At 36.6% G+C, this 13,370-nt stretch carries 13 protein-coding genes; 5 read left to right on the forward strand and 8 right to left on the reverse strand.

Features of this window, described 5'->3' with window-relative positions:
- Window positions 1–143: 143 nt before the first annotated feature.
- Window positions 144–680: a GNAT family N-acetyltransferase gene (locus tag MKY30_RS15570; RefSeq protein WP_341084657.1), complete on the forward strand. Its 537-nt coding sequence runs from the start codon at window positions 144–146 to the stop codon at window positions 678–680.
- 120 nt (window positions 681–800) lie between these two features.
- Here MKY30_RS15570 and MKY30_RS15575 read toward each other — a convergent pair whose 3' ends face one another.
- Window positions 801–1,151, reverse strand: coding sequence for a hypothetical protein (locus MKY30_RS15575; RefSeq protein WP_147208538.1), 351 nt, complete (start codon window positions 1,149–1,151; stop codon window positions 801–803).
- A gap of 126 nt (window positions 1,152–1,277) precedes the next feature.
- Window positions 1,278–1,448, reverse strand: a complete 171-nt coding sequence (locus MKY30_RS15580) for a YfhD family protein (protein WP_147208534.1) — start codon at window positions 1,446–1,448, stop codon at window positions 1,278–1,280.
- 467 nt (window positions 1,449–1,915) lie between these two features.
- Between MKY30_RS15580 and MKY30_RS15585 the strand changes: the two genes are divergently transcribed.
- The 4 genes from MKY30_RS15585 (at window position 1,916) to MKY30_RS15600 (ending at window position 7,201) form a co-directional block, all read left to right on the forward strand.
- The gene (locus tag MKY30_RS15585) at window positions 1,916–2,128 is read left to right on the forward strand and encodes a hypothetical protein (protein WP_156985526.1); all 213 of its coding nucleotides are present in this window, start codon (window positions 1,916–1,918) and stop codon (window positions 2,126–2,128) included.
- A 364-nt stretch (window positions 2,129–2,492) separates the two neighbouring features.
- Window positions 2,493–4,007, forward strand: a complete 1,515-nt coding sequence (locus MKY30_RS15590; protein ID WP_341085655.1) for a Na+/H+ antiporter NhaC family protein — start codon at window positions 2,493–2,495, stop codon at window positions 4,005–4,007.
- A gap of 121 nt (window positions 4,008–4,128) precedes the next feature.
- Complete coding sequence (locus MKY30_RS15595; RefSeq protein WP_156985525.1) at window positions 4,129–4,563, forward strand: GNAT family N-acetyltransferase; 435 nt, start codon at window positions 4,129–4,131, stop codon at window positions 4,561–4,563.
- Between the two features lie 94 nt (window positions 4,564–4,657).
- Window positions 4,658–7,201 carry a right-handed parallel beta-helix repeat-containing protein gene (locus MKY30_RS15600; RefSeq protein ID WP_341084662.1) on the forward strand — a complete coding sequence of 848 codons (2,544 nt, stop codon included), beginning with the start codon at window positions 4,658–4,660 and terminating at the stop codon, window positions 7,199–7,201.
- A 219-nt stretch (window positions 7,202–7,420) separates the two neighbouring features.
- Here the strand turns inward: MKY30_RS15600 and MKY30_RS15605 are convergent, their stop codons facing one another.
- The 6 genes from MKY30_RS15605 to MKY30_RS15630 form a co-directional block, all read right to left on the reverse strand.
- The gene (locus tag MKY30_RS15605; RefSeq protein ID WP_341084663.1) at window positions 7,421–8,770 is read right to left on the reverse strand and encodes an MFS transporter; all 1,350 of its coding nucleotides are present in this window, start codon (window positions 8,768–8,770) and stop codon (window positions 7,421–7,423) included.
- 322 nt (window positions 8,771–9,092) lie between these two features.
- Entirely contained in the window at window positions 9,093–9,533 is a 441-nt protein-coding gene (locus tag MKY30_RS15610; RefSeq protein WP_341084665.1) for a hypothetical protein, read from the reverse strand.
- A gap of 214 nt (window positions 9,534–9,747) precedes the next feature.
- Entirely contained in the window at window positions 9,748–10,134 is a 387-nt protein-coding gene (locus MKY30_RS15615; RefSeq protein WP_147208518.1) for an ectoine synthase, read from the reverse strand.
- A 40-nt stretch (window positions 10,135–10,174) separates the two neighbouring features.
- A complete protein-coding gene (gene ectB / locus MKY30_RS15620; RefSeq protein WP_147208515.1) occupies window positions 10,175–11,461 on the reverse strand; it encodes a diaminobutyrate--2-oxoglutarate transaminase in 1,287 nt (428 codons plus the stop codon).
- 8 nt (window positions 11,462–11,469) lie between these two features.
- The gene (ectA, locus tag MKY30_RS15625) at window positions 11,470–12,060 is read right to left on the reverse strand and encodes a diaminobutyrate acetyltransferase (protein WP_147208512.1); all 591 of its coding nucleotides are present in this window, start codon (window positions 12,058–12,060) and stop codon (window positions 11,470–11,472) included.
- 283 nt (window positions 12,061–12,343) lie between these two features.
- Window positions 12,344–13,072, reverse strand: a complete 729-nt coding sequence (locus MKY30_RS15630; protein WP_156985520.1) for a polysaccharide deacetylase family protein — start codon at window positions 13,070–13,072, stop codon at window positions 12,344–12,346.
- Between the last annotated feature and the right edge of the window lie 298 nt (window positions 13,073–13,370).

Raw genomic sequence — 13,370 nt, forward strand, 5'->3', positions numbered from 1 at the left:
ATTTTGTTAGAAAGGTGCTGCTGAGTAAATATCAGGGGGGATCAGCAGGAAGGCTTCCCAGCACAGATATACTATCTCTACTGGGCTCCAAGTGCTGCAGTGAAAACATATTTCTTATTTTAAAATAGAGGGAGGATGGATCATTGAATCTGCCGGAAGTGAAATTAAGAGAGTTAAAGCTGGAGGACGCAGCAGATCGTTATAAATGGTGTTTGGATAAAGAAGTAACAAGGTATTTAAATGTTCCCGATACATTTCCGCCATTCACTATGGAAGAAACAGAAAATTGGATTCAAAAATGTACAGATAAAACAAATGGTTATGAACAAAAAGCAATTCTCTCTGGTAATGGAAAGCATATTGGCTGGGTGGATTTAAAAAATATCGATACATTCAATAAGCAAGCCGAACTAGGAATTACTATTGGAAATAAGGATTTTGGGGGAAAAGGATATGGAGCTGCAGCGATGAAGGCAATGCTGCTGTGGGGATTTCAGGAATTATCTTTGCATAAAATTTGGTTGAGGGTGGATATTGATAACCTGCAGGCGATTAAATCATATAAAAAATCTGGTTTTATAGAAGAAGGTATTCTAAGGGAAGACCGTAAAAGAGGTAACGGGTTTGTTGACAGATTAAGAATGAGTATTCTTCGATCTGAATTTTTTTTAAAGGGATAAAACAGTATACTTGAAAAAATCTGAAATTTATTTAATGGTATGTTAAGTGTTATCTGTAAAAAAGGGGAGTATCTGCTTCTGTGTTTGGTAACAATAAAGGGGTAAACCCTTTATTGTTGTTTAAACCAATTCAATTTTATAAACTCCACGATCTGTAGTAATAAAAAATTTCTTGCCATTAAACTCATATAGGGAGTCATCCTGCAAGGGGATTTCATAAGTAGATGATGGAAGCGGCTCATTATCCATCGCAGTCAATGTTTCAATTTGCCCGTCACCGTTCAAAAGTAAGCTGTGTTTTGGTACATAGCCGTCTGTACTGCGCATGTTCTGATCATAGGATATATTTTGCAGATTTATTATTGTTTGATCGATATCATTTATTTCATGTTTTGTAATTTTGATTTTTTCCCCGTTCCATTGCTGAATCAATGTATTAAACTCCTCAATTGATAAAAAACCATTCTCCATAGAAAATCCCTCCTAAGTATAATTTCTCCTGAATTCAACGAAAATATACGGTGAGGACAGTAAAAATAAAGGCAGAATCATAACAAAGCGATTCAATTTAATCATCGAATCGCTTTGTTATATTAATTATTTCTTGTGTGCTCGTTTATCGGCAGCCCGGCTTCTTGCTTGAGCCTCTCTATCATCTGCATCAGCAAGCTCATCTGAAAATTCGACATCAATGCCGTCTGTTTTCTGATTTTTAGGAGTTTGTGCTAAATAGTTATTTTTTCTCTTGTTATGCTCATCTCTACCCATTTGAATCACTCCTTTTGATTGTATACAACAGGTTAGTCTATCGTTGCCAGAATTAGGTCGGTTAAACTTTCAGCACATTGAGACACCTTATGACGATGGTCATGCTGCACCTACATTATTCACAAACAACAAAAGAAAAACCAGTGTTTATACATCTGTATTTTTAACTGGTTTACGATACTTATTCATTTTATCAGCAATAAGTTCCCCATTTTAGGAATGGAGCGAATTCGAATATGACCCATCAACAGGTAATGGTCCGATTCGTTTGGATTTAAATGTTGCGAATTAAGCCTTTGCTTCTTAGGCAGTTGGGGATGATAAGACCTATTGAATTATACTTATTAGCATCTTTTGAGTCTGAGGTAGTAATACGTAGATGTGAAAACAGAATTTTTTGCATAATGATGTTTAGCAACTCAAAAAGAAAGGAAAAGGAATAAAAAAGACAATGAGGTGAGAGGTAAATGGGTAATGAAGATAAACGTGCTTCAAAGAGCAGAAATTCGAAATGGAATGAAGAGCGAAGAACAAAGCTGGATAAACATGAGGAACAAAAATTTGTAGATGATATTCCGATGGAAGATTTAAAAATAGAAGCACAGGATGAGAAAAAGAAAACAAAGTCTAAGGATGATTCACAGAGCGAAAGAAAGTATAAAAAGAAAGGGGGACTCTGAGCGTAATAGCTGAGAGTCTTTTTCATGGATGTTGACCAAAAGATACGAAATAGCTAATGGAATGGTTCTGGAATTAAATCTCCATCATTTTTGATTAAGAGTAAATGTGGATAATCCGAAGATGAATGAGAAGAGAAATACAAAAGAATAATTATTCGTTTAAATGTATAATTATTAGTTAATTAGGTTCATTTATTTTCCTTCATTCCATGATAGAATAAGGAACATAAAATTTATTTGCAATTTGATAGTTGTAAATCTGTTTTTATTTTTTGAGGTAAAAAATGAAGCCAATGAATTTGAGCTACATATCATTCGTAAATCTATGATGGACGCATTTGGGAGGGGAGATAAGGTGGAACACATGGGATGGTTATCACTTATTCCGCCGGTTTTGGCAGTTATTTTAGCGATTATTACAAAAAACGTTATTATTTCATTGTTTTTAGGTGCTTTTACTGGTGTTCTTATTATTGTAGGAGGAAATCCTTTAACGGCAACAACAGAAACTATAGGTAATTTTCTGTTTCCTCAGGTAGCAGATAGTTACAATGCAGCCGTGCTTGTGCTGCTGTTTTTTATCGGGGGCTTTGTTGCCTTAGTGGAAAAATCAGGTGGAGGAGCTGCACTTGCTGCAAGAACAGTAAAATCAATCAATTCGAAGGTGAAAGCACAGTTATCTGCCTGGTGCGGGGGGTTAATTATTTTTTTCTCAGACTTAGGAACACCCTTAATCGTCGGACCGATTTTTGAAAAAATCTTTGATAAAGCAAGAATTTCCAGAGAGAAACTGGCGTATATTATTGATTCCACATCTTCTCCAGTTGCAGTATTAATCCCTTTTATCGGCTGGGGTGTTTATATCATGGGACTGATAAAGAGTGAATTCGACGGTCTGGGGATAACGGCATCAGAATTTGATACATTTGTACAAGTTATTCCGTTTCAATTCTATGCTATTTTGGCAGTGTTAATGGTACCGTTAATGGCCATATTAAAGTTGGATTTTGGACCTATGGCCAAGGCTGAACAAAGGGTTAGAGAGACAGGCAAGCTGTATTGGAAGGATTCTAAACCGCTGCGCAGATCAGACAATGAAGCCGATGCTGATCAAGAAAGTAAAGCAATTTTAATTTGGCTGCCTTTATTAGTATTGTTCGTTACTTTGTTTGGATTATTATTAACAAAAGGTTTTCCTTTTGAACCGGTAGACGGAAATGATTTCCGGGTATCTTTAATAACTGCTTATTTATTTGCAGCAATTTCTATTTTTATTTTATTAATTGCCTTCCGTCTGAAAAAATTTGGAGATATTTTTGATATATACACTTCAGGAATGCAGAAAATGGTTTATGTCGCAGTGACACTCGTATTGGCATGGTCACTTGGAACAGTGATTGGTGAGATGGGAACAGCTAATTATATTGTAGAATTGATGCAGGGAAGAGTCCCGGCATTTATTATTCCAGCACTGCTTTTTATTATCGGAGCAATTGTTTCTCTTGCTTCCGGTTCTTCTTGGGGAACTTTTGCAATTATGCTTCCAATTGCTATTCCGATGGCAGTAGCACTGGATGCACATATGCTTGTCTGTATCGGTGCCGTATTATCAGGAGGCATTTTTGGGGACCATAGTTCACCAATTTCTGATACAAGTATTTTATCATCGACAGGGGCTGGCGCAGATCATATTGACCACGTAAAAACACAATTCCCTTATGCATTGACTAATGCGGTGATTGCATTAATCGGTTTTATTGCAGCAGGATTGACCGGAAGTCCATGGACAGTAGTATTAACAGTAATACTGCTTGTTTTAGCAGTAGTTGTTTTATCAAAGCTTACAAAGAAAAAATATGAATCAAATATAAACGTATAAAGAAATATGCCTTGTACATCAGCAAGGCGTGTTTTTGTTTGCTTCTTATAATAAAATAGAAGATATAATTATTTTCGGATCAAAAAATTTACATCTTTTTATGAAAGAGGGGAAATAAATAATGAGATGGGAAAAAGCAGCTAAAAAAGATTATAACAGCTTAATTCAATTATGGGAGAAATCCGTTTTGGCAACACATGATTTTTTAAAACAAGGTGATAGAGAAGCGATTAAAACAGAAATTCCTACATATTTTCCACAATTAGAATTAAAAATGTGGTATCAGGATGACAGGTTCATTGGGTTTTCCGGCGTGAATGAAAAACATTTGGAAATGTTGTTCTTAGATCCTGGAGAAACAGGGAACGGATTTGGCAGCAATATTTTAACGTCTTTGATAGAAAATGATGGTATTAAGTCAGTGGATGTAAACGAGGATAATAAGCAGGCAGCTGCTTTTTATCTGAAAAATGGATTTCAAGTAATTAGTAAATCGAAACAGGACGATCAGGGAAGAAATTATCCAATTTTGCATTTGGCTTTGAAAAAGTTATAAAATTAGAATAATAGGTTGGATGTGTAGTTGGAAACCTTTGTTTATTTCTTTTACAATAAATTTTATTAAACCACTTAGAAAGGACAGACATCATATGGAAGAGTCAGTAGTAGTAAAAAAAGGTGGACTTTTTAATAAATATCGTACAATTCAACAAGGAATAGATGCCGTTTCTGATGGAGGTACAGTCTATATAGAGAATGGTCAATATTCAGAAAATATAACAATTGATGGAAGAAGTGTAGCGCTAAAGGGAAAAGGACACGTCGCTATTTCAGCTTCATCAAATATGCCTTTATTAAAAACAATAGATGCAGCTGTAACACTTCAAGGAATTGCATTTCATCAGACAGGACATACCAATGCAATTTATGTAAAGGAGACTTCTGAGGTTAACATAGAGGATTGCAGAATTGAAGGCGAAAATTATCAGGATGTAAAGACAACTTATCCGGCCCTATGGATTGGTTTAGAGTCAAAGGTGCATGTGAAAAACAGCACGCTTATCGGTCATACATCCAATTCCCTTCATGCAGAAGAATCCGTAGTAACCTTAGAGAACTGTGATGTGAAAGGTGTTGGGATTTATGCCGGCTTTGGCAGCAGGCTGACTGCAGAGAATCTGATAATAAAAAATCCCAGCAACTATGGAATTTTTGCAAAAGAAGCAGAGCTGAACCTGCACGAAGTAAGTATGACTGGTGGTGGTGTAGCTGTTATCTTAGAAGATAGCAAAGGTTATATAAATTCCCTGACAACCAATCATACATACCGGGATGTGCTAAGGGTGGATCACAGTGAATTAACTGTTGAAAAAGCGGAAATGAAAAACTTTTGCGAGATAAAGAGAAAAGATGAGAAGGCTGGTTACCCGGCTGTCTATATAAAGAATCGTTCCGTTGTAAAATTAGATGATGTGCAGATTCACGATTCTCTATTTGATGGGATTCAAGTCTATCAGTCTCAATTGGAGCTTTCAAATGCCTTTTTGAAAAAACTGTTTATGGGAATTTATATTCGTGAACAATCTACAGTAAAATTGGAGAATGTTGAAATGACCAGATTGGAATATAATGCAGTCAGCTCTGCAGGCCAATCGAATGTAATGATAAAAAATAGTACGTTTGATCATTGTGTAGATGAACATGAAAAGAATTATCCGGTTATTTTTATAAAGGAGGAGGGAAGTCTGCATTTAGAGGAAACAACAATAAAAGGTTCACTTCATGATGCTGTTTATTTAGATGGAGTTCAAAACACATACTTAGATAATGTGACATTTGATGCGGTAAATATAGGGATTTATATACAAAAATCTATTTTAAATGCCAATCAGCTGACGATAAAAAATTGCTATAAAAATGCCTTGATACTTCAAGATGGCGAGGCAGATATTCGTAACAGCTATTTAGAAAATAATAATCTGAATAGTTCGGCAACCTACGAAAAAAATTCAGATATACCAAAAGCGGTAGATGCGGCCATTTCAATTGCTAATGCCAGGGTAGTTTTGGATAGTGTAGAGGTGATTGATAAGACAGCAGCTGTTTCTTTACGGAAGCGGAGCAGTCTGAATGCAAGTTCACTGCAGCTTTCCGGAGGGGTTTTTTCGATGGATAGTATTATTGATATTTCTTACCTGACATTCAGGAATATAGAGAAAGAAGCTGTTCACTTTAAATTATTAAGAGGCACTGCTGCCAAGGTTCAGTTTGATGATCCAAGTGTAAGAGTGTGGCTGCAGAAGGATAAGGGCAGCCGGTTTTCATCTAATTTAATACACTCTCCGCATATGGTATTATCGTATGATTTTACAGAGAAAGCAACAGGACCAGTGCCAGTCAATGATGCCATTCCATTTGAAATGAAAACGAAAGAGTCCCAGCCTAAGGATAAAGAAACTGTTCAAATGGAAAGCCTGATCGGCCCGACAGCTTATAAAGAAGTGATGAAAAAATTCCTGAAAGAAATTACTTTATATAAGGTCCGGACTGCCCAAGGAATCTCAATGGATCAGCAGTGGGGAATGCTGTGGCTGCAAAAAGGGATGAATGATCTCACTCCATTTTTTGATCAAACCCGAAACTTGCTTATTGAAACGGAGCTAATAAAAGAAAACGAATGCTTTCGATTTTCTGAAATGTCTTCATTAAATGATTTAGAACAGATAAGTAGCGGTTTGTTATGGATAGATCAGCTGGAAAAAATAGAAAATGACACTAACCTGATGACGTTATTAGAAAATAAATTTCCTAATCACAAACTCGTTATCATTATTTCGGGTAAAGAAACAGAAATTAACCGATTGAAAAATTTTGCTCCAAAATTGATAGAGCAATTAAACTATAAGTCTGTATTTGGTTTGTATACAGCAGAGGAAACAGCAGAAATTGTCCGTCAAATCTTAGTGAAACATCAATTTGTATTTGATTCAACCTTTCTTAAGGAAGCTGTTAACGATAATTATCCGTCATCAACAGATGAGCGTATAAATCAATGGCCTGAAGAAATTGTTAAATCTATTATTCAGATGCAGTCTGAGAGATTAATAGACCAACCTGAGTTATCGCTTGAAAAAGAGCAGATTATCAGTTTAACACAAACAGATATATTAAAAGGGATTATGGCCGTGAAATAACTAGAAAAAGGCTGGTTATAGGTAAATTTGCTTTTCAAATTTCTATAAAAAATAACTTTAGAATGGAATCAGCACAATATCTGATAGGCGGGATAGCCAGTTCATTTTATGAAGCCGTTTGTTTCTGGGGAATTTGGGAAACAGACGGCTTGATTTATGATAAATTATTATTTACTAGTTCATAGCAATTGTAATATTTTTATAGATACAGGTAATACTTCAAGCTGTTTTTTGTTTTCCTACAGCCACATTGACAGGGTCAAAGCTCGCATGTTTTTCTCGGACTGTAACAAAGGCGATAGCTCCAATCAGACTAGGTATAGCAAAGGCCATAAACGCATGCTGCGGGTCTAAATTGGTTGTCAGTAAAAGTGCAATGGCCACCGGTGCCATGATTCCTCCAATCCGCCCGACGCCGACAGCTATACTTAATCCGGTCGTACGAATCTCCCTTGGATAAAATTCGGAAATATATGGATTGACTAAGTTTTGTGTTCCCACTGTACAAGCACCTGTTAATGTAATGATAAGATATAGTAAAAGAGAATTTGTTGTTATACTTAACATAACAAAACATAGTGATCCGATAAAAAACATCAGGATTAAGACAGAACGATGTCCGAGACGGCTTACTAACATTCCGCCAAATATAGAGCCCGAAATTTGTCCGACAGCAAGCATCAGGTTAAAGGACAGGCTGGATGTAAGACCGTGACCTGATTCAACCATAATTTGCGGCAGCCAGGTTGTTAGTCCGGATATAACGAGCATCGAGCAAGTGACTGCAATCCAAAATGCAAGTGTACTGCTGGTTCGTTTATTTGAGAAGACCTTTTTAATTGGGAATTCTTTTGTACTCTCATTAAATGTTTCGTATTCATAGTTATCAGCCGCTTGATAGTTACCACAGGGATCAACTTTATTAAGAATCTCTGCAATTTTATCTCCTTTTTTCTTTTTAAGATAATAAGAAACAGATTCAGGAAATTGCTTTAAGAACCAAGGCAGCGTGATAAGGGGAATAATACTAATCCAATATAATAACCTCCAGCTCGTCAATTCCATCAAATACATTCCAATTAAGGAAGCGATAATTGCTCCGATAGAATAGCCGCAGTACATTGTAGCAATCGTCAATGCGCGTTTCTTCACCGGAGAATACTCTCCCATAATTGCAACAAGGATTGGCATAATTCCGCCTAAACCAAGTGCAGCAATCACCCGCATAATCATAAATAAGGTAGGCTCCTGTGCAAAGCCTGCTAAAAAGGTGAAAAGACTAAATAAGGTTAAACAAATGGCTATTGCTTTTTTACGGCCGATAAGATCTGAAATAGAGCCTAACAGAAAAGTACCGATCATGGCACTGATAAGGGTATAGCTGCTTATTGCCCCGGCTTCTACTCTGCTGATATTAAAATCCTCCATCATTAATGGTAATCCAATTCCATATATGGCAACATCAAAGCCATCAAAGCCGATAGCGAAAAAACACCAGAGAAAAATAAGTAAATGAAATTTATTAAATTTACTGTTCCCCAAAACTTGAGTTGTTTGAACCGTCCGCATAATTTTAAAACTTCCTTCCGTTTAATTAAATTTCACAATGTAAATGATTAAACAGAATGTTACCATGAAACAGCAGTTATAAGGTAATTGTAAAAATGTATCGTTTGCTATAGGAAAAAACTATATGGAAGTAGATTAATTATTATCTTCTTGTTCAAGTCCGTTATCATAAGGTGGCACACCGAGAACAAGAGAATTTAAATTAACAAATAATAGCGGGCTTATTCCAGGGAAATATACGCCTCTTTGAAATAAGCCCGCTAACTTTAATGATAGCTGGTAATAATTTAATAATAATTCGAGAAATCCTGTTTATTTTTGATCACATTCGTACAATAACAGCTCCGCCGCCGCTTCCCTGAACACATTTGGTATCTTCCTGATCATGTATTGACTGTAACAGACGATTATTCTGTATAATCAATCGATTAAGCTGATCCATTTGATTTTTGAGCTGAGTTATTATTTGCATCATGTATTGTATATCCGGTGTTATACCGTGATAAGCACTGACAGGATATGTTGAATAGGTATTATATTGGCTAGTTCCTAACCCCTGACTATTTGTATCCCGGACAGAAAGTGTATTATGCCCAGACAACATTCCTGTTCCATATGCAGTACCTTGAATTTGTGTTTCCACATTTTGATTTCCTGAATTGTTCCTGTTATCAAAATGCAGATAGTTATCCTGCTGAATATTATCTCTATGATTTTGATGATAAGATTGCCAGCCGGGCGAGGGGTGATTGTGAAAAGACATCCGATAACCTCCTTTCATCCTACATCCAGTTTATTCGCCTTTTCTTTCCGTGTGTGTAGCAATCTGAAAAGGATTGCTTTGCTGCAGCTGCGTCAGTCCATAATTTAGTCTGATTATAATTATATAAAAGCTCTTTAATGAACTATTATTCTTTTAAAGCTTAAAAAATCGCCTGATATGAGTTTTTTTCGTATCAGGCGATTTTTAAGGCTTGTTATTCAGTTAATAGAGGGTAGAAACCTTCTTCATTATGTGTTTCTGTTCCCACTAACGGCGGGTTGAATACACACACCATACGCATCTGGGTACGTGCGCGAAGACGGTGCTTATCATTTTCATCTAAAAGATACATTGTACCAGGCTTAATCTGGTACACATCTCCAGTTGATATCTTCTCAATTTCTCCTTCACCTTCGATGCAGTAAACTGCTTCAATATGATTTTTATACCAAAAGAAATTATCTGTTCCTGCTTTAATTATTGTATCGTTCATACTGAAACCGACGCCGTCCTTCTTTAAAATAAAACGACGGCTTTCCCAGTTTTCAGATTTTGTTTCAGCTTCTGTTCCAAGTAAATCCTCCAGTGATTTTACGATCATTTATTTTTTCTCCTCTCTATTAATAAATCTCTATCTATTTTTATCGTTCAAGTACGTGTTTTATACTGTCTTCAAGCAGCTCCAGTCCTTTTTCCAAACCTTCCTGATCAATAATCAACGGCGGGAGAAACTTGACTACTTCATCATCTGGACCGGAAGTTTCAACAATCAGGCCACGATTAAAAGCTTCGGCACAAATTTCTCCTGCCAAGCCTTCTTTTTCTATGGCAATTCCTTGCATTAAGCCTCTGCCTCTGGCTTCACCCTGTAATTCAGGATATTTTTCAATCAGCTTATGCACTGCTTTTTTCAAAAATATGCCTTTTTCCTGTACGTCATTACTGAAATCATCCGTTTCCCAATTTTTCAATGCTTCAGTCGCAGCAATAAACGCCATATTGTTGCCGCGAAAGGTTCCGTTATGTTCACCGGGGCCCCATTGGTCATACTCTGATTTAATCAGTGTAATTGCCATTGGAAGACCAATTCCACCGATAGATTTGGATAGACAAACAATATCTGGTTTAATTCCTGCGGGTTCAAAGCTGAAGAAGGTGCCAGTACGACCATTTCCAGCCTGTACATCATCAACAATCAGGAGAATGTCCCAGCGTCTGCACAGCTCTTCCACTTTTTTCAGCCATTCCATTCGAGCAGCATTAATTCCGCCTTCTCCCTGAACGGTTTCCAGAATAATTGCGGCAGGCAACGCTACGCCGCTTCCGCTGTCATCTAAAAAGCGATCCAGATAAGCAATGGAATCATGATCCTCAACATAATTATCAAATGGCATAGATACAGCATGATGCAGCGGAACACCGGCTCCATGGCGCTTAAAGGAATTTCCTGTTACAGAAAGTGACCCGATTGTCATTCCATGAAAAGCGTTGGTAAAACTGATTACGGTCTCCCGGCCAGTCACTTTTCTGGCAATTTTCAGCGCGCTTTCTACGGTATTTGTTCCGGTAGGGCCAGGGAACATAATCTTGTAATCAAGATTTCTCGGCTTGAGTATAACTTCGTTGAAGCGTTCCAGGAAATTTTCTCTTGGGGGAGTCCCCATATCGAGGCTATGGATAATGCCATCATTTTTGATATATTCAATTAATTTCTCCTGCATCACATTATCGTTGTGACCATAATTCAATGTGCCTGCACCTGCAAAGAAATCAATATATTCTTTTCCGTCGGTATCCCACAGCTTATAGCCTTTTGATTTTTCAAAAACAGTTGGCCATCCTCTGCTGTAGCTTCTTACTTCTGATTCTAAATTTTCAAACGTTTTCATTTTCGCATTATTTAATGTTGCAGTTGTCAATGAAATCATTCCTTTAATTATTTATTTTCTGCAGTAATTGGTCCAATCGTAAACAGTAACTCATCCTCGTGTTCTTTCTCCTCATCCGGGAAATCTTCCGCAATAAAATAATCATTGATATGACAATCTGTATCAAGCTTTTTAGCAAGGCCTCTGAATAAAGATTGTGAAGGTTGATTGGACGGAGAAACAGTTGCCTCAACATAATCAATATCTTTACAGGCTTCGCGCTTTAACAATTGGCGCAGCATTTTCGTCGCTAATCCGTTACCTCGAGCGGAAGCATCTACAGCAACCTGCCAGATAAATAACTTATTCATATTATTCGGATTTTTATACCCGGAAATAAAACCGAACGTTCTCCCGTCTTTTTCTGCAATGATCGAGGTTTCAGAAAAAATATCACACCACATTAAATAACTGTAAGATGAATTAAGATCGAGTACCTTGGAATCTTTAATCAATTCCCAAACAGCAGCTCCATCATCTTTTACGGGCTTGCGAAAATAAAAATCGTTTTCAAAACCAACAGTTAATGTCGTTTCATTTTTATTTTTGGTGTTTGTGTTAATGCTCTCACCTCCTGAGTGGATTTTTTTACTTACCATATTAGATTAACATAAGCAGAAATAACGTCAAAACGCATAAAGTGGAGAATAAAGTGATTATTCGTGATAAGAAGGGGTGAGCATGAAATGATTGCTATTTACTATAAAAAGCTTTGAATATAATAGAAATAATCCGTTTTTTAATGCTGGGGGAAATAAATGGGTAAAACATTTTCCAGAAAGGAGATTGATGATTAAAAATATTTAATTCATTACAGGGGGATAAAACAGCTGTCCACTCAAGTTTGATGTTTAGGGACAGCGGTTATATAGCCTGTATCTGTTAATTTTCTTTTAACTTTTCATCTTTTTCCATCATTTCAGATACTGTAATGGTTTTATATTGGTTTTCAGCTAAATAATCGAGAATTAGCGGGAGAGCTTTAACTGTTTGTTCCCTTTTGCCTCCTGCATCATGAAACAGCACGACATCTCCTGGAGAAATATTGTTGATGACATTGTCTGCAATGGTTTTATAATCTATACCGTCCCAGTCTTTAGTATCCTGATCCCAGGACCATAGCGCAACATGCAGCTGGTTCTCTTCGGCTCTCTTTACAATCGCATCATTATAACCACCGCCGACTGGACGGAAGAGCTTTGGTCGGCTTCCGGTGATGGCATAAAGGATGTCTGAGGTTTCTTTCATTTCTTGACTGAGTCTGCTTAGTTTAGTGGTGTGATCATAAGTATGATTGCCAAGTTCATGTCCTTCCATTACTTGCCGGTGAATGATATCCGGAAATTTTTCAGCGTGGGCTCCCAGTACAAAAAAAGTGGCTTTGGCTTCATATTCAGCTAAAATATCCAATATAGCAGGGGTGTATTTTGAGTGCGGTCCGTCATCAAAAGTTAAAGCAATCACTTTTTCCTCTGTTTCTGCATCCCAGAAAATATCCCCATCTTCCTCAAAATCAAACCTGTCTTTCGCATATATCTGTTCCTGGATTAACAAGAAAAAACAAGAAGTCAGAAGCAGGTAAATAATCGTATAAAGTATTTTTTTCTTCATTTTACACCTCTCATTTCTAAAAATTAAATTAATCTTTAAGTATGATTTATAACTATTATTTACTAGAAGGATTTTTTTATCATATGCGAATACATGAAAATTTTGGAGAGGCAAAAGGTTATGCTGATTAATCTGTTTCTTCATTTTTACAACTGTTATAACAAACAATATGTATTGCGAATTGTTTATTCAAAGACGTTGTTCATATTGGGGTTTAGGAATTTATTCATAAGAAAGATACCTGAATCGGGGATTTTTCAGTTCTCCAACGATTCAGGTATCTTAAAAGCAATGTTAC

Origin of the sequence: Oceanobacillus sp. FSL W8-0428 (assembly GCF_038004405.1) — a bacterium.
GTDB classification, from domain to species: Bacteria; Bacillota; Bacilli; order Bacillales; family Amphibacillaceae; genus Oceanobacillus; species Oceanobacillus sojae.